A 20,327-nucleotide genomic window follows, 5' to 3' on the forward strand; every position below is an offset into this window, starting at 1 on the left:
GAATGCCTGGCGCTACAGCACGCCAACGCAAAGGCGGCCCCTCCGTTTCCGGAGAGGCCGCCTGTTATGTGGTGCGGAACGGGCCGCGGACTTAGCCTTGATCCACCGATGTTGGTCGGGGCGCCGACGGCGGTTTAAACCGAGAATGCCCGTCTTTTCAAGGAAAATGGAGCTTGTCTAGAACCCTTTGACCACCGAAAAGAGAGGCATCTCGTAAGTGGAAGTTTCCCATAAACCGTCCGCGGTGTCAGTTTCCTTTGACGAGCCGAATCTCGTGTCGGCGGCAGGGCTGTTGCCGGTCATGACGTTGGCCCGGGACGCCGGGCTGCATGAGTTGGCCGATGAATGGCTGTCGGTCCCGACGGACAAGGGTGCGAACGCCGGGCTGAAGGTCGCGTCCCTGGTCGCCGGGATGGTCGCCGGCGCGGACAGCATCGATGACATGGCCCTGCTGCGCCACGGCGGAATGAAGCGGCTTTTCAAGGCCTGCTACGCGCCCTCGACGCTGGGTTCGTTTCTTCGGTCCTTCACGTTCGGTCACGTGCGGCAACTGGACGCTGTCGCGTCCCGTTTCCTGGCCAACCTGGGGACCCGGGCCCCGCTGCTCGGGCGTCCCGGGGTGGAGGACTTCGTGTTCGTCGATGTCGATGACACGATCATCGAGGTCCACGGCTACGCCAAGCAGGGCTCCGGCTACGGATACTCGGGAGTCCGCGGGCTGAACGCCCTGCTGGCCACGGTCTCCACCAAGGACACCGCCCCCGTGGTCGCCGCCCAGCGGCTGCGCAAGGGCGCGGCGAACTCGGCCCGCGGAGCCAAACGCCTGATCACCGACGCCCTGTCCACGCTCAAGCGCGTCCACACCGGCGGGCGGGTGCTCTGCCGTTTCGATTCGGCCTTCTACGGCCATGCCGCGGTGTCCGCAGCGCTGGCCGGCGGGGCGGAGGTCTCGGTGACCGCGCGCATGGACCCGGCCGTCAAACGCGCCATCGCCGGGATCCCGGAGACGGCGTGGGAAACAATCGAATACACCGACGCGGTCTTCGACGAGACCACCAACACCTGGGTCTCGAAGGCCGAGGTCGCCGAGACCGTGTTCACCGCGTTCAGCTCCCGCAAAAAGGACGAGCAGATCACCGGCCGCCTGGTCGTGCGCCGCATCCCGGAACTGAACCGCAAAGCCGACGAGGGGCAGGAAACCCTGTTCCAAACTCACCGGCACCACGGGTTCTTCACCACCGTGGACGCCGGGGTCCTGGACACCGTCGCGGCGGACAAGACCCACCGGAAACACGCCATTATCGATTATCTTGATGTCCGGATTATGCCGATGTTTCCCTGAAACTGCTGGTCAGCGTCGTGTTGGTGGCGAATACTTCGGCATAACTAGAGAGCCTCGAGGAACGTGAGCATGTGATCTTTCGGGATGAATCGAGGCCCGTTGGATCCGAGTGGGGCGATTCGAGCCATCGCACGCTCCTTCATGCCGAGGTCGGCGTGAAGGTAGGCCTGCGGTAGTGTGGCGCAGCGTGTGCGGGGTAACGGTTTTGTTGACCAGGCTCGGGCAGAGTATGGCTGCAGCAGCGCAGTGAACGCGAAGACGTGCTGCGATCGCGTCGCGGCCAATCGCCCGTGCGCTTCCTTGCGCCGTGAATATCGGGTCTTGCGGGTGCGCATCGGGCCTTCGGGCGACCCATTCCCGCAAGGCGATCGTGGTCTGCTTGTTGAGTGGCGTGATGCGGTCCTTGCGGCCTTTGCCGTGGCAGAGGAGGTGTGCTGGTTTGCTCAGCTGCAGGTCCTGCGTGGTCAGTGCGGTCAGCTCGCTCACGCGCAGACCCGTTGTGAGGAAAACCAGAATGATCGCCTGATCGCGCCGACCGGTCGTGGTGGTTTGGTCGGGCGCCCTGAGTAAAGCGTCGGCTTCCGGGTCGGTGAGATAGGTGAGCACCGTCGTGGTGGTCTTCTTGGACTTTATGGCCAGGACCCGCGCAATCACGTCAGCGTGTTCGGGATGCTGGTAAGCGGCGTAGGCGAAGAACGCATGAACGGCAGCCAGACGAGCGTTGCGGGTCCGGACCGTGTTCTTTCGAACGGCCTCCAAATATGTCAGGAATCCAGCGATCGCTTCAGCGTTCAGGTCGGTGAACTCGACCGTGTCAGGCGTCGTTCCGGTCGTGTCGTGCAAGTAAAGGAGGAGCATTCTGAAGGCATCCCGGTAAGCGGCGATGGTGTGTTGGCTGGCCGCTTTCTGGCCCACCAGGAATGTTGTGAAGAAGGCCTGCAGCGTCACGGTGAACGTACTCATGGTCGGTCTCCCTGAACGTGCTTTTCAATTCGGTCGCTGACCAGGTGGAGCAGTTCCGGGCTGGCTGAGAGATACCAATAGGTATGGATCGGACTGCCGTGGCCGAGGTAGGTGGCCAGTGCGGCGATGCGTGCGTCGATGCCGGAACCACTCCTGTGGGCATCGATCAAGGTGTTCACCGCGAATGTGTGGCTTGTGTCCGCAGAGGCCGTGTGCGGTCGGGTTTGTGTGGTCATTGGTCCGGGTTCGTTAAGGACGATGTGATGGTGACGTGGATCGTCCAGCGTGTTGCATTCGACCGCTGACGCCATGACAGAGATCACATTGCGGACGCGTTGTGAGTACCCGTGTGGCGCGGAGTCGCTGTCGCGCAGATGCTGTCGGGTCGGCTGGGCAGCTCAGCATGGTCCGATCGATGGGGTCTTCGCTCGGCGTACCGGGAGACGGGCGACGCGGCTCGATGTGTCGGCGACGGCGCGGAGTCGGATGATCTCCTCGTGCTGCGCGGCCAGACGGGCCAGGGTCTTGCCGCGGAAGTCGCCGAGTTCTGCGATGGCCTGTTCCGCCTGTGTGAGACGGTCCCTGAGCTTGGCGTTCTCAGTCTTGAGTCGATCGACCTGCGCGATCTTCGGGTCGGGGGTGGTCCCGGTGTCCTGAAGGCGCTTGAGTCGGTCCTCGAACTCGGCGCGCAGGTGGGCGTAGGGGCGGCTGCCGTAGAAGGCGGTTCGGTCGACGCCGGATTCGCGGGCCAGGGTCTTGATGTCGCAGTTCCCGCCGGGCGGGATCTCGCCGCGCAGCAGGCGGTCCATGGCGGCGCGGATGCGCATCTCGTTCTCGGTGCGGGCCGCGGCAGTAATCCTCACGCGTCGTCCTCCTTCGTGATCTGGGACGAAGCGACGTCGATCTCGGCGATGACGCGCAGGGCCCGGTCGTAGTCGCCGCTCAGACGTGTGCGTTCGGCGGTGCGGGTCTTGCCGAGCTGGCCGAGGAACGCCTTGGTGCTTGCGGCGTGCTCGGCCCATACCGGGCGGTGGGCCAGGTGGTGGGTGGCCTGCGGGCAACGGGCCGAGTCACACATTCCGGCTAGCGGCCGCGTCGCGGCAGGGGTGCCGGCCAGCTTCAGGCAGAGCGCCCGGGAGGGGTCGGTGAACCAGCAGTAGTTCGCCGGCCCCAGGTGCAGCACCTTCGCCCGCTTGCTCAACAGGTTGAGGATGTCGCGGTCGTTGCGCTGGATCGTCGGCGCCGGGGCGGAGCCCTCATTAGGGGTGCCGTCGATGCTGGCGAAGAACTCTGTCAGGGCCCGGGCGCCGGGTCCTGCCGGCAGGATGCCCTGCTGGTAGTTTCGGAACTCGGCCAGGACCAGCTCCAGGTTCCGGTCGGCTTCATTCTTGTTGACCTCGGCTAACAGCATGGCTTGGGCGCCGCCGGGGCGAGAGCTGTAGCCCTCCGTTGTGGCGACGGCGATGTGTTTCAGGTGGATCTTGGTGGCGAGGACGCCGCCGGGCCGGTAGGCCATCTCCAAGGACAGTGTCCGCCTGAGCATTCTGAGGTTCACCCGGCCTTCCGGGATCGGGTCCAGGCCGATCCGTGCCCCGGCCGGGGAGTTGACCCAGGCCCGGAACCAGGCGTAGCGGACCGAGAAGGCGAAGCGCCCGAACAGCGGCGCCCCGTCGTGGGCGTCCTCGTGCAGCCGTTCGGCGAGCTCGACCGCCCGGTAGGCCGGTTCGATGACGATCCACTCGTCGTCGGTGCCGCCCAGGGGCTGACCTTGACGATCTTGCTGGCGATCCGGAAGCGGTGCAGGCCGGGGATGGGTTCCTCGACCGGGCGGCGGCAGCCGACGCGCAGGGCCATCAGCTCGGAGGCGCGCATCCCGGAGACCGCGGCCAGGACGATGATCGAAGCGGTGCGGACGGTTCCGATCAGCGCGACGGCCTGGGACCGGTGCAGCGGGAGTGTCCAGGGAAGCGTGCCGGAGCCGTCGGCGGCCGGGGTGTCGGCCGCGTCGCGTCCGAACACCTTCTCAACCCCCACCGACGCCACCGCCTGCTCCAGTGGCCCCCGCATGGTCGGGATCCACCGGGCCCAGAACTGGCTATAACCGGCCGTCCTGGCCAGCGCTCCGGTGGCCAGTGGCAGCAGCGGGTCCTCGGCCGCCCAGCCGTCGGCGATCCGGGCGGCGATGTCGTGGTCTTCCATCATCGGGAGCCCCGTGCCGGCGGATGTGTACTGGGCCAGCACGGCCTTGATGTCCTCGGGGAAGGACGGGGAGCTGTGGCGCAGGCCGGCTGCCTTGAGCGAGGAGACGCGGTCGACGGCGCGTACTTGCTGTTGCAGTTCGATCACGTGCGGGCCGAGCACGCCGACCAAGTGCAGGGCCGCGGCGAGTATCGGCTGCAGGACGTGGTCGGGGACCGGCTCTGTGGCGTTCCCTGTCCGGCCCGAGGGCATCTCGGCGACCGCCGAAGCCGTGGCCCCGCCCCAGGGCCGCAGGTCTGTCCGGACGCGGTCGGCGGTGAACAGCTCCCGGTAGTTGACCAGATCGACGATGACTTGGGCGGCGGTGCGTCGGATGCCGTGGCTCTGCTCTCCGACGACGACGCCTTCGTCATCGACGATGTAGCGCCGATGCCCCAGGTGCCTCGCAGTCGGCGGTCTCCAAGTGTTCCAGGCTGGGCAGCCCGCGCTGGGCGAGCCAGGCGAAGAACCTGGTGATTTCCTTCAGGCGTCCGTTGCAGCTGCGCAGGTGCAGCGGCGTGCGGTAGGCCCGTGGCAGCAGCGCGACGGCCTCGTGCCGCGGGGCCAGCAGTGCCAGGACGAGTTCCTTGGCGACCATGCGCCATCGCGGATCGGTGATCGCGGCGAAGTCAAAGCGCCGGTTGGCCAGAGCCATGTCGACCGGGAGGCCGACGACGTCGGTGAAGTCCCAGAGGTCCTCCTCGAACACCGGACGGTAGGTGTCGGGCGGGAGTGTCAAGCCGGCCTCGCCGCAGATGTCGGAGCCGGTGAACGGGGCGGCCCGGCGGTCATCGGCCTGGATGGGGGAAACGGCGGATCTCATGTGGTGCGCTCCTCGGGACGTAGCGGGATCTCCTCGTCGGCGCCGGCCACGGCGATTGCCGCGGCGGCCACGACCGCGGGGTCGAAGCGGTCCAGCACCTGGCTGATCCGGACGGCATAGGGGCCGAAAACGGCCATGAACTGGGCGGCGGGCATCTGCTGCCACTGGCGGGAGAAGAATGCCTTTAGGCGCAGCAGGTTCGCCGCGTGGCGCGGGGCGAACACCGCCAGCGGACAGAGCAGGCAGACCCAGGGACGGGCCGGGCACGGTTTGCCCGCCGGGCCGTGCAGCCCGGAGAGCTGGTCGCCGCAGGCTGCGGTGAACACGTCCCGGGCTCCGCCGACCAGTTCGGAAATCGCGGCGTCGCCCAGGCCGAGCCCGGCCATCAGCTGCGGGTAGTCCCTGGCCAGCGCAGCCGCGTCCTCCTCGGTGATCACCGTGGGCGGGTGAGCACGGCGCAGGATGTCGTGCTGGGCATCCTCCACGATCGTCTCGACCAGGTGCCGCTGCGCCGGCGTCGTGGCGGTCAGGTAGTGGTCGCCTTCGACCGACGGGGTGTGGTTGGGATCGATCGTGGCCCGGGCGCTGCCGCTCCAGGTGCTCTTGTCACGCACCGCGTGGTAGGTGGTGCGGATCCGCGACCGGTGGATCTTCAACGGCTGCCCGTCCGAGCCGAAGACCTCCCGGCGGCGGACCCAGCGCTGGATAGCGACGCGGTCAACATCCCGGACCAGGCGGGCATTGCCGACCAGGCTCATTCCCAGCCAGAGCCTGTCGCGCTCGGCGGCGGGAACCAGGCCCCGCAGCAACGCCGAGTGTGAGAGCCACTGCTCCAGCAGCCGCACCGCGGCCCGCGGCAGGTTCAGGCTCTCCGTCGAAGTCCGGCCTTTGACATAGGACAGCAGCACCGTGGAGTCACCGGCCCAGTCGACATCCCCGACGCCCAGGTCCGCGATACCGTCCGGGACGATCCCGGAGTAGACGCCGAACAGCAGTCGGTAGGCGATGAGTGCATCAAGGTGCGGGAACGCGGCCTGTACGGCCTGGTGGAACAGGACAGTGCCGCCGCGGCTGCGGAAAGCGTCGTAGGTGACGCCCAGCGCGGCGGCGAAGCCCGGCGTGCTGATCGGGCCGCTGCGGGCCAGCAGCCAACAGAAGTTCTCCGCTGTCCAACCGCCTTCGGCCGGGTGTCGGCCTGCGGCCACTGACAGCAGGGCTCTGCGGTGCGCGGCGTAGGATTCCTCGACCAGCGTCCGGCATGCCGAGGCCAACCGGTCCCACTCGGCCTCCGGGTAGGGCGGCAACGCCTGCCGGTTCGGCTGGATGTTGAAGTGGCGTCCCGCGGCCAACTCCAGCACCCCCTCGCCCAGGACGCCGCCGGAGCGGGCGAACCCCTCCACCAACGCCCGGGTCTGCGCCTCCAGATGGGTCGGACCGGCCATCCAGAACTTGGCCAACTGGCCCCGGCGCAGGTCACCGGCACCGCCGATGAAGCCCCCCTCTGCCACGGCCAGGACCATACGCCGCAGAGCCCGGACATAGTGAACGACCGAGCCTGCCGAATCGACGGTGCCGTGCGGATGGATCAGCTCCACCAAGCCGACCGCCAGGTCCCTGGCCAGGCGCGGGTTGGGCAGGCCCTCAAGCGAGAACTCGGCCGTGTCACCGTCGCTGAACACGCAGACCACGCCCAGCGGATCATCGAGAACCATCGTGGGCATCAGGCTTGGTCCTGCTCGTCAAACTCCGCATCGGACTCACGCTCGGCCGCGGCCGCGTCGAGGATCCCCGCCTCCGCCCCGGCGGCCTCGTAAGCGTGCCGGTAGATCCGTGTGGTGTCCAAGCGCTTGAGGTACTTCTCCGTCGTCAAGACAGTCGAGTGGCCGAGGAGATCGCGCAGCACCAGCAGCGGGTCGGCCTTCGACAGGTAGAACACCAGCGCCGCGTCGGCGTCAGCGTCCTTCGCCAGCCGTGCGGCAGCCCGGTAGTGCCCGCTGACCAGGTACTCGAGGGTTCTCATGGCAAAGCTGTGGCGAAGCCGATGGGGGTTTACGTGGGGGAACCTGGGTTCGAACCGGGCCCGGATCCGATCCGAGGTCCGCTCGAACACCGTGGCCCAGGCTGTGAACGGGCCGCCGCCGCTCTTGACCGCCAGCAGGCACGATCCGCCCCCGGGCGCGACCAGACGTCGCCGCTCCGCCGGTGTCAGCGACGCCCACGGCCGGCGGACGCCATTGATCCGGCCGCCCCGCTCGTCGGGGTCGCTCACCAGCAGCGGCTCGCCCCAGCGTCGCGGCGGACGCCATGCCGAGCCGGCGGTTGCGGCCTCCCGGTCCAGGCCCATGTAGTCGTGGACGGATGCCAGCGCATCGTAGGAGGTCCACGTGGTGCGCGGCTTGCGGCCCTTGGTGATCCCGGCCGGCACCGGGAACGGGATCGGCACAGTCGTCGGTGTCGGCGGCAGCGCGGGAATCTCCCAGGGCAGCAGGTGTGTGAACTCGGCCAGCCGCAGCCCGGTGGCCAGCGCCAGGTCGCCGATCGCGGCGTTGCGCGGCATCTCCCGGCCAGCGAAGCCGGTGTCGGGCGAGCCGTCCGGTGCCAGCCCGCGCAGGCCGTTGCGGAACAGCTCGATGAAGTCCGGCTCCAGGTACTTGATAGTCACGTGCGGCTTCGGAGTACGCCGCACCGCCAGGTTCACCTTCACCTCCCGTCCGGTGCCGGCGAACAACGCCCGCGCCGACCGGTAGGTGAACGGCTCGGCGGCCGCATACCCCTCATCGATCGCCCACCGGTAGAACAGCGACAGAATGCTCATATGCTGGCCCCACGTCGTCGCCGCGAACCTGCCCTTCACCGGACCCGCGGCCCGATGCTCGGCATACCGGCTCAACCCGGCCTTCAGCCGCTCCCGCGAGTCGAACAACGCGATCCCGTGCACGGCGAGGAACTCCGCCCACTCCTTCACCGCCCGCGCGTAGTTCTCCCATGAACTCGGTGCCGGGGCCCCGCTGACCGGGAGCTCGCGCAGCCACCGGTTCACCACCGCAGCCGGCCGCGGTGCAGCCGGACCGTCCTCGAACAGCAAGTCGTCATCGACCAGCACCGGCATCCCCTCCGGGATCACCGGCCTGTACTCGATATCCCAGGACTCCCAGCCCCGCGACGAGAAGAAACTCATAATCACAGAGCTGACAATAGAAACACCACACACCGTGACGCAAAGCCCAGACACCGAGGGAGCGCCCACCTCAAAGGCTTATCGCAACACGGGAACTAAGCAGAGATAATATGCCGGAGGTCATGGAGGCGGGGATCCCGCTTCCCCAGACCCGGCTGCAAATGGCAGGCTGTGGCGACTCGTCGGAAAGCTTGTTGGACAGTATTGGCGAGCAGCCTCGATCCTGCCGGACTTACAAAGAGCGCATCATCGTGGGGCGTCAAGGCGCGACTGCTCGTGACGTAGCGGGCCAGCGCCGCTATCGTCGAATCGTGAACCGGCAACAACCGCTGCTTGCCGCCCTTGCCTCGGACCAGAATCGTCCCCTGCCCGGCGTCAACGTCTGCCGTATTCAGCGCAAGCGCCTCCTCGGTGCGCATTCCCGTGGCTGCCATCAGCCCGATAATGGTCGCCAGCGTTTGACCCTGCAGTGCCGGGCGCATATTGATGGCTTCACGGATGAGCGCTTCCACTTGGTCGAACCGATAGAGGTAGGGAGCAGACCTCACCACCCGAGCTGGCAACAGTCCAGGCGGAATCAGCTCAGCTGCATCAGGTGCACTGGCGCGCAGGTGCGCAGCGAAGAGCCGGATGACCGTGAGCCTTTGGGTGCGCCACCGCGATCGGGCATTCACCGGTAAACACGCCCAGGCCAACGCGTTGGACACCGTGATCGTTGTGAAGCCCTGCAGATCGAGGAAGTCCAGATACTCCCGGATCAACCATTCTTGATCGCCGGGCTGGTATCCCCTCAGACTGCGCAGGAGTAGGTAATCGACAGCGCTTTTGCGAAGCAACTCACTCATGAGCACTGTCCTGCCTTGTTGAACCGGGCCACGGCCGCGCGAGTTGAGCCAGCGCGCCGAGGTCAGTTTTCGCATAGATCATCGTCGCGTGGGTGCTTCGATGACGAAGAAGTTGCCCCACCTCCTCCAGCGTCCCTCCGCCCGCGAGGACCGCTGTCGCCGCGGTGTGGCGGAGGCGGTGTGCCCCGACACGCCCAACGATCCCGGCACGTTTGGCCAGGTAAGTGACCACCATCGAGATCGAGGACCTGTTCAAAGGACAATTCGGGGTATAGACGCCCAGAAACACCTCACGGTATGGCGACTTGGTTCTTCGCTGTCCGGATAAGTATTCGGCGATGGCTTCACCAACGTCGGCAGGCACCGGCATGAGTTGGGAATCGTTACCCTTGCCGTGGATGAGAACCGTTCCGGCGCGCCAATCAAAATCGTCGACGGTCAACCCTGAGACCTCATTTGCCCGCAGTCCCATTCGCGTGAGCACGAGAAGAATCGCTCGGTCTCGCACCGACATTTTCACAGAAAGCAGAGTCTTAACGTCCGCGCCGGACAATGCCTTGAGCAAAGCGTTCTGTGAGGTGTCCTTAACAGTCAGGATGGCAGTCGACAGATTCAGCGTCGATCGGCCAGTAAGAAAAAGCCATCGAGCCAGAGCGCGCAGGGCGATCGTGGACGAACGTGCGGATGACGTCGACCAGATGCCCCCGCGATCAACATAGAACTGATCGACCGCAGCGATCGTCATCACAGTCAGATCCGAACCGAACCGTGCAACGAACCACAGCGCAAACAAGCGAAGCTGATACAGGTAGAGAGCCCTGGTCGTTGCCGTCAGGCCCCGTTCGTCGCGAAGATATTCGCCGAAGCACGCCAACAATTCTTCCGTCTCTGACGGCAGAACAGCGCCTGGTCGCACTGCCCTTGACGGCACAGCCTCCGGGCGGATCAAACTCATCAAGATCATTACCGGCGGCGGTGCACACCGATGAATGCAGGACAGGCCGTAGTCCGAACAGAAAAAGGCGATGTCCGCCCACGAAAGTTCCCCTGCGCCGACCCCTCGCGCGGTCATCCACCGCGACAAATGGGCCAAGAGTTGGAGCTGGCGGGCAACTGTCGACGGGGCATAGCCGAGTCGAACAAATTCCGTTGTCAGTTGCTCCCGCAAGACGGCCAGCGGGCCGACAATGACGACCTTTGACGGATGGCTCATGAGTCCAGTCCTTCCACGCAATCGGAAAGGACAAGCGTGGACCTCCTCGCTCTAGTTATGCCGAAGTATTCGCCACCAACACGACGCTGACCAGCAGTTTCAGGGAAACATCGGCATAATCCGGACATCAAGATAATCGATATTATGCAGACGTCTGCATAATATCGAGCAGGTCAATGCAGACTGAAGGACAGTGCGCTGGCGCACCTGCCCTCCAGCGTTTTTGCCGCGAACTCGGCATGGCTCGTTGCCGCGGTCATGGCCTACAACCTCACCCGCGCCGCCGGGATCCTCGCCTCCGGGCCCTTCGGCAAGGCCCGTACCGGCACGATCCGCCGCAAACTCATCCACGTCCCGGCCCGCATCGCCACCAGCGCCCGACGCATCCGTCTTCACCTCCCCGAAGCCTGGCCCTGGCAAACATCATGGCAGGACCTGTTCGACCAGCTCTACCCGCCGCCGCAAGCCGCCTGAACCCGTCCACCCAGCCGCACGGCGCAACCAGGAAACCCGTGGAACACCCAGGGCAGCGAGGCCCGGCACCCCGGCATACCCTCAGGCCGCACAACGAGCCGAAACCGGATACAGACCATCCACCCAGGCGGATCGGTGGATCAAGGCTTAGTAGAAGTGGACCGTGTCCACGAGGTGGGGGAGTTCGCCGCCGTCCAGGAACGTCCGCAGGTTACTGCAGAAGCGCTCCGAGATCAGGCGGTTTTCGGCGGCGCTGAGGGCCGAGGTGTGCGGGGACACCATCACCTTGGGGTGGTTCCACAGCGGGCTGTCCTGGGGGAGGGGCTCCACGGCGAACACGTCGAGGCACGCGTAGGCAACCTGGCCGTTCTCCAGCGCCTCCAGCAGGGCCTCCTCGTCCACCACGGTGCCGCGGCCCACGTTCACGAACACGGTTCCGGGCTTCATGGCAGCGAATACTTCGCGGTTGAAGAGCTTTTCGGTGTACCTCGTGCCAGGCAGCGTATTGACGACGGCGTCCGCCGCGGCCAGCAGACCGGCGAGGCCGTCGTTGTCCGCGACTTCGTCGATCCCCTCGATCGCTTCGACGGAACGCTTGGTGCCGCTGACCCTCATGCCCAGCGCGCGGGCGATCCGTGCGGTCTCGAGCCCGATCTCGCCCAGCCCGGTGATCACGAGGCGGGAGCCGCTGACCAGGCGCGTGGGCGTGCGGAGCTCGGGCCAGATCCTGGCCGCCTGGTCCTGTGCCAGTTCCGCGCTGCGCTTGAAGCCGTTGAGGATTCCGAGGGCGGCGAACTCTGCGAGCGGCAGGGCGTGGACGCCGGCAGAGGTGGTCACCTGGAACTTCTGCAGCGCCGCGGCATCCAGCCCGGACGCCTTCACGGCACCGCCGGCGCCGGCGGCCATGGCATGGATCCACTCAAGGCGGGGATTGCTGCCGGCGATCCGGGCGAGGCCCGCCGGGCTTTCGTTGGGGAACCCGTACAGGACCTGGGCCTTATTCAGCATGTCCCAGTAGCGCTCCTCCTGCTCCGGCGTCCGGCGGAAGTCCGGATCTCCCGAGTGGTCCGCGGGAAAGCGTTCCGGCGGCAACAGTTCCGGGTCGTAAAGGACGGTAACGGAAGGATCTACGGCGCGGATGCGCTCCACAAACTCTGCTTCGAGCGGGACGGCGATCGCGACGGTGGTTTCATACGTCATGGTGTTCATCATACTGAATGGAGGTTAGGATATTGAACAGATTTCGAAGATTAACCACTGAACCAACCATAAAGAAGTGAGGCAACATGGATTTGGACCGGAAAGAAGCCGGCTTTGTGGGCCTGGGGTTCATGGGTGCGCCGATGGCGGCAAACCTCCTCAAGGCGGGTTGGGCCGTCACCGCCTGGAACCGCTCACCGGCAGCACTTGATGCGTTCGAAGCCCTCGGAGGCGGACGCGTGGCCGGGGTGGAAGGCCTGCGCGACCAGCCGGCCATCATCTTCATGCTCCCGGATCTCTCCTACATTGAGGACTCGGCCGCGGCACTCCTGGCCAGCTGGTCCGCAAAGCCGCCGGCCGCCGGGACCGCCGTGGTGGTCATGAGCAGCGTCTCGCCGGCCGCGGTGAAGGAATTCGGGGCGCGGGTGGCCCGGGCGAGCGGCGGAAACGCCGTCGTCGTCGATGCTCCCGTGAGCGGCGGCACGAAAGGTGCCGTGGAAGGGACCCTGGCCATCATGGCCGGCGCAAGCGAAGAGGACTTCCAGCGGCTGCTGCCGCTGTTCAGCGCCATGGGCAGCACGGTGCGGCGGCTGGGACCGCTGGGCTCGGGATCGCTCGCCAAGGCATGCAACCAGCTCATCGTGGGAACCACGACGGCGGCGCTCGCCGAAGCCGCGGAGCTCGCCGAACGCTCGGGCATGGACGTCGCGGCCCTCTATGAGGTGCTCGCGGGCGGCCTGGCCGGCAGCAGGGTCCTGGACTTCGTCGGGCCACGGCTTGCCGCCAAGGACTACGAGCCCACGGGCCCGGCCAAATTCATGCACAAGGACCTGTCCTTTGTGCTCGAAAGCGCCGCCGCCGTGGAGGCCGCCGTGCCGATGGCGGCCGCCGGCGTCGAACTCTATGCGGAACTCAAGCGCCAGGGACTGGGCGACCGGGACCTCGCCGTCGTCCGGCAGACAATCTCGAATCTCAGTGACACCACAGCCGTTCAGCGGCAAGACAGCAGCCAGGACCGAGTGAGGATCAACGAACCATGAGCGCACTTTTTGACCTGACGGGCCGGACCGCGCTGGTCACCGGCTCCAGCCGCGGCATCGGCAACGCTCTGGCGCGGGCCCTGGCCGACGCCGGCGCCACGGTGGTGCTCAACGGCATCAACGCGGAACGGCTGAAGGCCGCCGAAGCCGCCATGGCGGCCGATTATCCGGCCGGCCGGGTCCACAGCTGCGCCTTCGACGTCACCAAGGACGCCGAGGCGGCCCGCGGCGTGGCGTGGGTGGAGGAGCACGTGGGACCGCTGGAAATCCTGGTGAACAACGCCGGCATCCAGCACCGCGTGCCCATGCTGGAACTGGACGTCGCGGACTGGGAACGGGTGATCTCCACGGACCTGACCAGCGCGTTCCTCGTGGGCCGTGCGGCAGCGCGGCACATGATCCCGCGCGGCAGGGGCAAGATCATCAACATCTGCTCCGTCCAGACGGACCTCGCCCGGCCCACGATTGCCCCCTACGTTGCGGCCAAGGGCGGACTCCGGAACCTGACCCGGGCCATGACGGCGGAATGGGCCGGGTCCGGCCTGCAGATCAACGGCATTGCCCCCGGCTACATCCACACCGAAATGACGCAGAACCTCGTGGACGACGAGGACTTCAATTCCTGGATCCTGGGCCGGACCCCGGCGCACCGGTGGGGGACCGTGCAGGACCTGGCCGGCCCGGCGGTGTGGCTCGCGTCCGACGGCTCGGATTTCGTCAACGGCCAGACCATCTTCATCGACGGCGGAATGACGGTGGTGGTCTGATGGGCGGCGCAACAGTACTTCCGGCCGCGGCGGCCGCGGTGGTGGCCCACGCGGCCGGGGACCTGCGGATCGAGGACATCCCGGTGCCCGCACCGGCGTCCGATGAGGCCGTTGTCGAAGTGGCGTACGGGGGGATCTGCGGCTCGGACCTGCACTACTGGCTGCACGGCGCCGCGGGCGAATCGGTCCTCAAGGCGCCCATGGTCCTGGGCCACGAGATCGTGGGAACAGTGCTCGTGGCGGCGGAGGACGGAACGGGGCCCGCGGCCGGCACCGCTGTAGCCGTGCATCCCGCCACGTCGGGCCCGGGCGCGGCGCGGTATCCGGAGGACCGCCCGAACCTGTCACCGGGCTGCACCTACCTGGGCAGTGCCGCGCGCTTCCCGCACACCGACGGGGCCTTCAGCCGGTATGCCACCCTGCCGGCCCGGATGCTCCGGCCCCTGCCCCCGGGCCTTCCGCTACGGACCGCCGCCCTGGTGGAACCGGCGAGCGTCGCCTGGCACGCGGTCTCGCGTGCGGGCGACGTGGCGGGGAAGACGGCCCTGGTGGTCGGCAGCGGTCCCATCGGCGCGTTGGCGGTGGCTGTCCTCAAACGCGCCGGTGCGCAGCGGATCGTGGCCGTGGACATGCATGCGAAACCACTGGAGATAGCCCGCGCCGTGGGCGCTGACGAGGTCCTCAAGGGCGATGACGCAGACGCCATCGCGGCCGTGGAGGCGGACGTCGTCATCGAGTCCTCCGGCAGCCACCAGGGCCTGGCCTCGGCGATCAAGGGTGCGGTGCGCGGCGGCAGGGTGGTGATGGTGGGGCTCCTGCCGTCGGGCCCGCAGCCGGTCCTGATCTCGCTGGCGATTACCCGCGAACTGGAGCTGCTGGGCTCTTTCCGCTTCAACGACGAGATCGATGACGTCATTGCCGCACTGGCCGACGGATCGCTGTCCGTGGACCCGGTGGTCACCCACACCTTCCCGTTGGACCGCGGACTGGAGGCCTTCGAGGTGGCCAAAAACTCCGCCGGGTCCGGAAAGGTGCTGCTGGACTTCAGGGCGGCCCCGGACGGGCAAGCGGCGCCGTAGCCCTGTCGGGGCCGCGGGCCGCTCGCCGCGGGCCGCTCGCGTCAGCGGCTCGGGAGCGGAACGAACACCCTGGGCTGGTCCTTCCAGGCCGGCTCCAGCTCCGAGATGGAGCCGCGCATGATCCTGTTCGACGCCTCGCGTGCCCTGGCGGCGTCGCCGGCGGCAATTGCCTCCGCCACCTCCACGTGCCACTGAAGCGCGGTGGCGCGCGGGTGGTCCGGCATCAGGCCGTGAAGGGTGCGCCCGGTCAGTGTTTCGGCCACCTGGCCGGCCATGTTGGCGAACATCTCATTGCCGGATCCAGCCAGCAGCAGGGAGTGGAACTGGATGTCCAGCTCCAGGAAGCGGGGCACGTCACCGGACTGGCCGGCGTCGCGCATGGCGTGGGAAACCTCCACGAGCTTACGCCGGAGCTCGAGGGGAGCGTTGACGGCGGCGAGTTCGGCGGCCACCGGTTCGACGGCGGTGCGCAGCTCGGCGAGGGAGCGGAGCTGCGCGCCGCGGCCTTCGCCGGCGAGGCGCCAGCGGATCACCTGGGGATCGAACGGGTTCCAGCGGCTGGCGGGCAGGACCCGGATCCCCACGCGCTTGACGGTTTCGACAAGGCCCAGGGACTGCAGGACGCGGACCGCCTCACGGACCACGGAACGGGAGACCTTCAGCTCGGCTTCGAGCTGCTCGGCCAGCATGACGTGGCCGGTGGGGAGGTCGCCCGCGACGATGCGGGTCCCGAGGTGCTCAATGGCACGGTGGTGGAGGCTGGTTGACATAGTCGTAAGCATAATGCTGCGCATGGCGATTCCGACGCCGGCCGGGCCCTGCCCGGCGGAGAGGGCCCGGAAATCATAGACTGGTCAGGACGTGCCGTATTCCGAAAGATGGGCACCGCTTTCCCATCGCCGTCCGAATACATATGGTTTATTGACAGCCACTGATCCCACGAAGCGTGTCCCGCGGCAATCGCGGGACGCATTGCACCCGTTGCACAGAATGAATTGGAGTTTTGATGTCAGCACACATCGGTGTCACCGGCCTTGCGGTGATGGGGGCCAACCTCGCCCGCAACCTGGCCCGGAACGGCTTCACCGTTGCCCTGCACAACCGCTCGGTGGAGAAAACCGACGCGCTGCTGGAAAAGCACGGCACGGACGGCGACTTTGTCCGCACGGAGACGCTCCAGGAGCTCGTTGACTCGCTGGAGAAGCCCCGCCGCGTCCTGATCATGGTCAAGGCCGGCAAGCCGGTCGACTCCGTGATCGAGCAGCTCGAGCCGCTGCTGGAGGCCGGCGACATCATCATCGACGCCGGCAACTCGCACTACGAGGACACCCGCCGCCGCGAAGCCGCCCTGGCTAAGAAGGACCTGCACTTCGTCGGCATCGGCGTCTCCGGCGGCGAGGAAGGCGCCCTGAACGGGCCCTCGATCATGCCCGGCGGCTCGAAGGAGTCCTACGACGCCCTGGGACCGCTGCTGGAAAAGATCGCCGCGCACGTGGACGGCAAGCCGTGCTGCGCCTGGATCGGCACCGACGGCGCCGGACACTTCGTCAAGATGGTCCACAACGGCATCGAATACGCGGACATGCAGGTCATCGGCGAGGCCTTCGACCTGCTGCGCTCCGGCGCGGGGATCGAACCGGCCGAGCAGGCGAAGATCTTCACCGAATGGAACAAGGGAGACCTCGCCTCCTTCCTGATCGAGATCTCCGCCGAGGTCCTCGGCCACGTCGACGCGAAGACCGGGAAGCCGTTCGTCGACGTCGTGGTGGACGCCGCCGGGCAGAAGGGCACCGGCCGCTGGACGGTCATCTCCGCCCTCGAACTGGGCTCCCCGACGTCGGGCATCGCCGAATCGGTGTTCGCCCGCGCCCTGTCCTCCCAGACGGAGCAGCGCAAGCTGGCCCAGGAGCTGCTGGCCGGCGGAGAGGCCGACGTCGAGGTCCCCGAGGGCTTCGTCGAGGACGTCCGCCAGGCGCTGTACGCCTCCAAGCTGGTCTCCTACGCCCAGGGACTGGACATGCTCACCTCGGCGGCCACGGAATACGGCTGGGACCTGAAGCTGGACGAGATCGCCTCGTTGTGGCGCGGCGGCTGCATCATCCGGGCTGAGCTGCTCAAGGAGATCACCAACGCCTATGCGCTGGAGGACAAGCCGGCCAACCTGCTGTTCGCTCCGGCGTTCACCAAGGCCATCGCGGAGGTCCTTCCGGCGTGGCGCCGGGTGGTCTCCACGGCGGTACAGCTCGGCATCCCGGTGCCGGTGTTCTCCTCCTCGCTGGCCTACTACGACGGCCTGCGCCGCAAGCGCCTCCCGGCTGCCGTGATCCAGGGCCAGCGCGACCTCTTCGGCGCCCACACCTACGGCCGGATCGACGCCGGGGGCACGTTCCACACCCTCTGGGGCGAGGACAAGTCCGAGATCGAGGCAGTGGACACCCACTAGGGATTGGGGCAGGCCCTTTCGTGTCGACTTCGTCGCCACGCAGGGACCCGGCTGCCCCACTCTGCCCGGATCCCTTTCGTGTCGACTTCGTCGCCACGCAGGGACCCGGCTGCCCCACTCTGCCCGGATCCCCGTGCCACTGCGGACGGCCGGTCCTTCCCGTTACTCTGGGAGGCGCCGGCCGTCGGCGTTTAAGCCGCCGGCTGTCCCGCCACCTGAGGAGCCCGGAAATGACCCAGCCCGTAGCGTTTGTCACCGGCGCCTCCACCGGGATCGGTTTTGAAACCGCGAAGAAGCTCGCGGCGCACGGCTTCACCGTCTATGCCGGAGCACGGCGGGTGGACAAGATGGAGCCCTTGGCGGCCCGCGGGGTCAGGATTGTGGCGCTGGATGTGACAAATGAGGAGTCCATGAGCGCCGCCGTCGGCGGGGTGATCGCGGCCCACGGGCGGATTGACGTCCTCGTGAACAACGCCGGCTACGGTTCCTACGGCTCGCTCGAGGAGGTGGAGCCGGCCGAGGGACGGCGGCAGTTCGACGTCAACGTCTTCGGCCTGGCCCGGATGACGCAGCTGGTGATTCCCGCGATGCGGGCCGCGGGCCGGGGGAGGATCATCAACGTCTCTTCCATGGGCGGGAAGATGTATGAGCCGCTCGGTGCCTGGTACCACGCCACGAAGTTCGCCGTCGAGGGCCTCAGCGATTGCCTGCGGATGGAACTCAAGCCCCATGGCATCGGCGTGTCCATCATCGAGCCGGGAGGTACCCGGTCCGAGTGGGGTGCCATTTCCGCCCGGGGCCTGCGGGCCAGTTCCGGGACCGGGCCGTACGCGGCGCAGGCCAGGGTCATGGCGGCGGTGCTTGCCACCACGGACAAAGCCGCATTCTGCACGCCGCCCGGAGCGGTTGCCGATGCCATCGTCCATGCCGCAATATCGCCCCGACCCAAGACCCGGTATCAAGTGGGCGGGAGCGCGCGGGCCCTGCTGCTGCTGCGGCGCCTGCTGCCGGACCGCGTGTTCGACGCCGTGATCTGGACCATCTACAAGCGGTTTCCGGCGTAGCAGTTTCCGGTAGTGGCCGAGCGTCCGGCGGGCGGAGCGTGGCGGACGCTAAATGTGGTAGTCGATGACGTACTCGGCCGGGTCGACGGCGGGCTTGGTCTCGCGCTGCGCGTCGCGGTGGCGCCACGTGGCCGGCACGCCGGTGAGGATCGATTCGGCCGGCGCGTCCTTGACCACGACGGCGTTCGCGCCCACGGCGCTGTCCCGGCCGATGGTGATGGGCCCCAGGATCTTGGCCCCGGCGCCGATCACCACGCGGTCCTCGATGGTGGGGTGCCGCTTGACCTTCGCCAGGGAACGCCCGCCGAGGGTCACGCCGTGATAGATCATCACGTCCTCGCCGATTTCGGCCGTCTCGCCGATGACGACGCCCATCCCGTGGTCGATGAAGAACCGCCGGCCGATCGTGGCGCCTGGGTGGATCTCGATCCCCGTCGCGAACCGTGCCAGCTGGGACACCAGCCGGGCGGGGAACCGGAGGGCCGGGTTCTGCCACATCCGGTGCGTCAGGCGGTGGGCCCAGATCGCGTGCAGTCCGGAGTAGGCAAAGAAGTTTTCAAAAGAACCTCGGGCCGCCGGGTCGTGTGACCGGGCGGCGTCGAGGTCTTCCTTTAGTCTTGCGAAAAAGCTCACAAAGACCTTTCTACAGGAATCGTGGGACAGCGGTGCGGGCTCAGCCGCGGATGTCGTCGTACAGCACGGTGGAGATGTAGCGCTCACCGAAGTCGCAGACCACGGCAACAATGAGCTTACCGGCGTTCTCCGGGCGCTTGGCGAGTTCGAGGGCTCCCCAGACGATGGCGCCGGAGGAAATGCCGCCCAGGATGCCTTCCTGGATGCCGAGGTCACGGGCGACGCGGACGGAATCCTCCAGGGTGGCGTCCAGGACCTCGTCGTAGACGCCCGTGTCCAGGATTTCCGGCACGAAGTTGGCGCCGAGGCCCTGGATCTTGTGCGGACCCGCGGGGCCGCCGTTCAGGATTGCGGAATCCTTCGGCTCGACGGCAACGATCTGGACGCCGGGCTTGCGCTCCTTGAGGACCTGTCCGACGCCGGTGATGGTTCCGCCGGTGCCGATGCCGGACACAAAGATGTCCACCTTGCCGTCGGTGTCGGTCCAGATTTCCTCCGCGGTGGTGGTGCGGTGGATCGCGGGGTTGGCCTCGTTGGCGAACTGCTGGGCCCAGACAGAGTTTTCCGTGTTGGCCACGATCTCCTGGGCCTTCTCGACGGCGCCGCGCATGCCCTCGGAACCGGGGGTCAGCACGATTTCGGCACCGTAGGCGCGGAGCATGACACGGCGTTCCGTGGACATGGTTTCCGGCATGGTGAGGATGACCTTGTAGCCGCGTGCCGCGCCCACCATGGCCAGGGCGATGCCGGTGTTGCCGGAGGTCCCTTCGACGATGGTGCCGCCGGGCTTCAGGGCACCGGACTTCTCGGCAGCATCAACAATGGCTACGCCGATGCGGTCCTTGACGCTGTTGGCCGGGTTGTAGAACTCCAGCTTGACGGCCACCGTGGCGTCCAGGCCCTCGGTGAGCCGGTTGAGCCGAACCAGCGGAGTGCCGCCAACCAGCTGGGTAACATCGTCATAGATCTGTGCCATGTGTATGGGTGCCTGTCTGAAGAAGCGGGTGGGTGCTGGGGTCAGCCTA

The 20,327-nt window shown here is 67.1% G+C and carries 19 protein-coding genes and 2 pseudogenes; 7 read left to right on the forward strand and 14 right to left on the reverse strand.

The genetic code is table 11. The features are described from left to right. Positions 1-217: 217 nt before the first annotated feature. Positions 218-1,315: pseudogene (locus ACQCSZ_RS06465) on the forward strand (IS1380 family transposase); the annotation flags it as partial. 36 nt (positions 1,316-1,351) lie between these two features. On the opposite strand, the gene ACQCSZ_RS06470 reads toward ACQCSZ_RS06465, so the two are convergent. The 10 genes from ACQCSZ_RS06470 to ACQCSZ_RS06515 all read right to left on the reverse strand — a co-directional run bounded on the left by ACQCSZ_RS06470 (position 1,352) and on the right by ACQCSZ_RS06515 (position 10,602). Then, on the reverse strand, positions 1,352-2,305 hold the full coding sequence (locus tag ACQCSZ_RS06470; RefSeq protein WP_427007234.1) for a tyrosine-type recombinase/integrase: 954 nt from the start codon (positions 2,303-2,305) through the stop codon (positions 1,352-1,354). Continuing rightward, positions 2,302-2,484 (reverse strand): hypothetical protein, encoded by a 183-nt coding sequence (locus ACQCSZ_RS06475; protein WP_427007235.1) that lies wholly within the window; start codon positions 2,482-2,484, stop codon positions 2,302-2,304. Before ACQCSZ_RS06475 ends, ACQCSZ_RS06470 begins: the two co-directional genes overlap by 4 nt. Before the next feature lie 219 nt (positions 2,485-2,703). Further along, positions 2,704-3,168 carry a hypothetical protein gene (locus tag ACQCSZ_RS06480; protein WP_427004863.1) on the reverse strand — a complete coding sequence of 155 codons (465 nt, stop codon included), beginning with the start codon at positions 3,166-3,168 and terminating at the stop codon, positions 2,704-2,706. Beyond that, the gene (locus tag ACQCSZ_RS06485) at positions 3,165-3,848 is read right to left on the reverse strand and encodes a hypothetical protein (protein WP_427004862.1); all 684 of its coding nucleotides are present in this window, start codon (positions 3,846-3,848) and stop codon (positions 3,165-3,167) included. The genes ACQCSZ_RS06480 and ACQCSZ_RS06485 overlap by 4 nt, the downstream gene beginning before the upstream one ends. An 8-nt stretch (positions 3,849-3,856) precedes the next feature. Further along, positions 3,857-4,756, reverse strand: coding sequence for a hypothetical protein (locus ACQCSZ_RS06490; RefSeq protein WP_427007236.1), 900 nt, complete (start codon positions 4,754-4,756; stop codon positions 3,857-3,859). A 157-nt stretch (positions 4,757-4,913) separates the two neighbouring features. After that, positions 4,914-5,366, reverse strand: a complete 453-nt coding sequence (locus tag ACQCSZ_RS06495) for a hypothetical protein (RefSeq protein ID WP_427007237.1) — start codon at positions 5,364-5,366, stop codon at positions 4,914-4,916. Next, positions 5,363-7,087 carry a hypothetical protein gene (locus ACQCSZ_RS06500; protein ID WP_427004860.1) on the reverse strand — a complete coding sequence of 575 codons (1,725 nt, stop codon included), beginning with the start codon at positions 7,085-7,087 and terminating at the stop codon, positions 5,363-5,365. The genes ACQCSZ_RS06495 and ACQCSZ_RS06500 overlap by 4 nt, the downstream gene beginning before the upstream one ends. Continuing rightward, a complete protein-coding gene (locus ACQCSZ_RS06505) occupies positions 7,087-8,544 on the reverse strand; it encodes a tyrosine-type recombinase/integrase (RefSeq protein WP_427004859.1) in 1,458 nt (485 codons plus the stop codon). Before ACQCSZ_RS06505 ends, ACQCSZ_RS06500 begins: the two co-directional genes overlap by 1 nt. 95 nt (positions 8,545-8,639) lie before the next feature. After that, the gene (locus ACQCSZ_RS06510) at positions 8,640-9,389 is read right to left on the reverse strand and encodes a tyrosine-type recombinase/integrase (protein WP_427007238.1); all 750 of its coding nucleotides are present in this window, start codon (positions 9,387-9,389) and stop codon (positions 8,640-8,642) included. After that, a complete protein-coding gene (locus tag ACQCSZ_RS06515; RefSeq protein ID WP_427007239.1) occupies positions 9,382-10,602 on the reverse strand; it encodes a tyrosine-type recombinase/integrase in 1,221 nt (406 codons plus the stop codon). Before ACQCSZ_RS06515 ends, ACQCSZ_RS06510 begins: the two co-directional genes overlap by 8 nt. Positions 10,603-10,765: 163 nt before the next feature. Between ACQCSZ_RS06515 and ACQCSZ_RS06520 the strand changes: the two are divergent. Beyond that, positions 10,766-11,076, forward strand: a pseudogene (locus tag ACQCSZ_RS06520) (transposase); the annotation flags it as partial. A 147-nt stretch (positions 11,077-11,223) separates the two neighbouring features. On the opposite strand, the gene ACQCSZ_RS06525 reads toward ACQCSZ_RS06520, so the two are convergent. Then, positions 11,224-12,288 carry a D-2-hydroxyacid dehydrogenase gene (locus ACQCSZ_RS06525; protein WP_427007240.1) on the reverse strand — a complete coding sequence of 355 codons (1,065 nt, stop codon included), beginning with the start codon at positions 12,286-12,288 and terminating at the stop codon, positions 11,224-11,226. A 74-nt stretch (positions 12,289-12,362) separates the two neighbouring features. Between ACQCSZ_RS06525 and ACQCSZ_RS06530 the strand changes: the two genes are divergently transcribed. Genes ACQCSZ_RS06530 through ACQCSZ_RS06540 form a run of 3 tightly spaced genes read left to right on the forward strand, consistent with a single transcriptional unit; the run spans position 12,363 to position 15,162 of the window. After that, positions 12,363-13,316, forward strand: coding sequence for an NAD(P)-dependent oxidoreductase (locus ACQCSZ_RS06530; RefSeq protein ID WP_427007241.1), 954 nt, complete (start codon positions 12,363-12,365; stop codon positions 13,314-13,316). Next, on the forward strand, positions 13,313-14,083 hold the full coding sequence (locus tag ACQCSZ_RS06535; RefSeq protein WP_427007242.1) for an SDR family oxidoreductase: 771 nt from the start codon (positions 13,313-13,315) through the stop codon (positions 14,081-14,083). Before ACQCSZ_RS06530 ends, ACQCSZ_RS06535 begins: the two co-directional genes overlap by 4 nt. After that, a complete protein-coding gene (locus ACQCSZ_RS06540) occupies positions 14,083-15,162 on the forward strand; it encodes an L-idonate 5-dehydrogenase (protein ID WP_427007243.1) in 1,080 nt (359 codons plus the stop codon). Before ACQCSZ_RS06535 ends, ACQCSZ_RS06540 begins: the two co-directional genes overlap by 1 nt. A gap of 41 nt (positions 15,163-15,203) precedes the next feature. Here the strand turns inward: ACQCSZ_RS06540 and ACQCSZ_RS06545 are convergent, their stop codons facing one another. Further along, a complete protein-coding gene (locus ACQCSZ_RS06545) occupies positions 15,204-15,932 on the reverse strand; it encodes a FadR/GntR family transcriptional regulator (RefSeq protein ID WP_427007244.1) in 729 nt (242 codons plus the stop codon). 236 nt (positions 15,933-16,168) lie between these two features. Between ACQCSZ_RS06545 and gndA the strand changes: the two genes are divergently transcribed. Beyond that, positions 16,169-17,605 carry an NADP-dependent phosphogluconate dehydrogenase gene (gene gndA, locus ACQCSZ_RS06550; protein ID WP_427007245.1) on the forward strand — a complete coding sequence of 479 codons (1,437 nt, stop codon included), beginning with the start codon at positions 16,169-16,171 and terminating at the stop codon, positions 17,603-17,605. A 230-nt stretch (positions 17,606-17,835) separates the two neighbouring features. After that, the gene (locus ACQCSZ_RS06555; protein WP_427007246.1) at positions 17,836-18,669 is read left to right on the forward strand and encodes an oxidoreductase; all 834 of its coding nucleotides are present in this window, start codon (positions 17,836-17,838) and stop codon (positions 18,667-18,669) included. A 48-nt stretch (positions 18,670-18,717) separates the two neighbouring features. Here ACQCSZ_RS06555 and epsC read toward each other — a convergent pair whose 3' ends face one another. Both epsC and cysK read right to left on the reverse strand, forming a co-directional pair. After that, entirely contained in the window at positions 18,718-19,302 is a 585-nt protein-coding gene (epsC, locus tag ACQCSZ_RS06560; protein ID WP_427007247.1) for a serine O-acetyltransferase EpsC, read from the reverse strand. Positions 19,303-19,342: 40 nt separating this feature from the next. Then, positions 19,343-20,278: a cysteine synthase A gene (gene cysK / locus ACQCSZ_RS06565; RefSeq protein ID WP_427007248.1), complete on the reverse strand. Its 936-nt coding sequence runs from the start codon at positions 20,276-20,278 to the stop codon at positions 19,343-19,345. Positions 20,279-20,327: the final 49 nt, after the last annotated feature.

The sequence above is a fragment of the Pseudarthrobacter sp. H2 genome (assembly GCF_050157045.1).
In the GTDB taxonomy this organism is placed as follows: Bacteria; Actinomycetota; Actinomycetes; order Actinomycetales; family Micrococcaceae; genus Arthrobacter.

Excerpts from the sequence above, each read along its gene's own strand:
- ACQCSZ_RS06490 (WP_427007236.1), bottom strand. The coding sequence starts at position 4,756 with ATGCCCTCGGGCCGGACAGGGAACGCCACAGAGCCGGTCCCCGACCAC.
- ACQCSZ_RS06510 (WP_427007238.1), bottom strand. The coding sequence starts at position 9,389 with ATGAGTGAGTTGCTTCGCAAAAGCGCTGTCGATTACCTACTCCTGCGC.
- cysK (WP_427007248.1), bottom strand. The coding sequence starts at position 20,278 with ATGGCACAGATCTATGACGATGTTACCCAGCTGGTTGGCGGCACTCCG.
- ACQCSZ_RS06500 (WP_427004860.1), bottom strand. The coding sequence starts at position 7,087 with ATGCCCACGATGGTTCTCGATGATCCGCTGGGCGTGGTCTGCGTGTTC.
- ACQCSZ_RS06545 (WP_427007244.1), bottom strand. The coding sequence starts at position 15,932 with ATGTCAACCAGCCTCCACCACCGTGCCATTGAGCACCTCGGGACCCGC.
- ACQCSZ_RS06505 (WP_427004859.1), bottom strand. The coding sequence starts at position 8,544 with ATGAGTTTCTTCTCGTCGCGGGGCTGGGAGTCCTGGGATATCGAGTAC.
- ACQCSZ_RS06540 (WP_427007243.1), top strand. The coding sequence starts at position 14,083 with ATGGGCGGCGCAACAGTACTTCCGGCCGCGGCGGCCGCGGTGGTGGCC.
- ACQCSZ_RS06555 (WP_427007246.1), top strand. The coding sequence starts at position 17,836 with ATGACCCAGCCCGTAGCGTTTGTCACCGGCGCCTCCACCGGGATCGGT.
- ACQCSZ_RS06535 (WP_427007242.1), top strand. The coding sequence starts at position 13,313 with ATGAGCGCACTTTTTGACCTGACGGGCCGGACCGCGCTGGTCACCGGC.
- ACQCSZ_RS06470 (WP_427007234.1), bottom strand. The coding sequence starts at position 2,305 with ATGAGTACGTTCACCGTGACGCTGCAGGCCTTCTTCACAACATTCCTG.
- ACQCSZ_RS06525 (WP_427007240.1), bottom strand. The coding sequence starts at position 12,288 with ATGATGAACACCATGACGTATGAAACCACCGTCGCGATCGCCGTCCCG.
- gndA (WP_427007245.1), top strand. The coding sequence starts at position 16,169 with ATGTCAGCACACATCGGTGTCACCGGCCTTGCGGTGATGGGGGCCAAC.
- ACQCSZ_RS06530 (WP_427007241.1), top strand. The coding sequence starts at position 12,363 with ATGGATTTGGACCGGAAAGAAGCCGGCTTTGTGGGCCTGGGGTTCATG.
- ACQCSZ_RS06485 (WP_427004862.1), bottom strand. The coding sequence starts at position 3,848 with ATGCTCAGGCGGACACTGTCCTTGGAGATGGCCTACCGGCCCGGCGGC.
- ACQCSZ_RS06495 (WP_427007237.1), bottom strand. The coding sequence starts at position 5,366 with ATGAGATCCGCCGTTTCCCCCATCCAGGCCGATGACCGCCGGGCCGCC.
- ACQCSZ_RS06515 (WP_427007239.1), bottom strand. The coding sequence starts at position 10,602 with ATGAGCCATCCGTCAAAGGTCGTCATTGTCGGCCCGCTGGCCGTCTTG.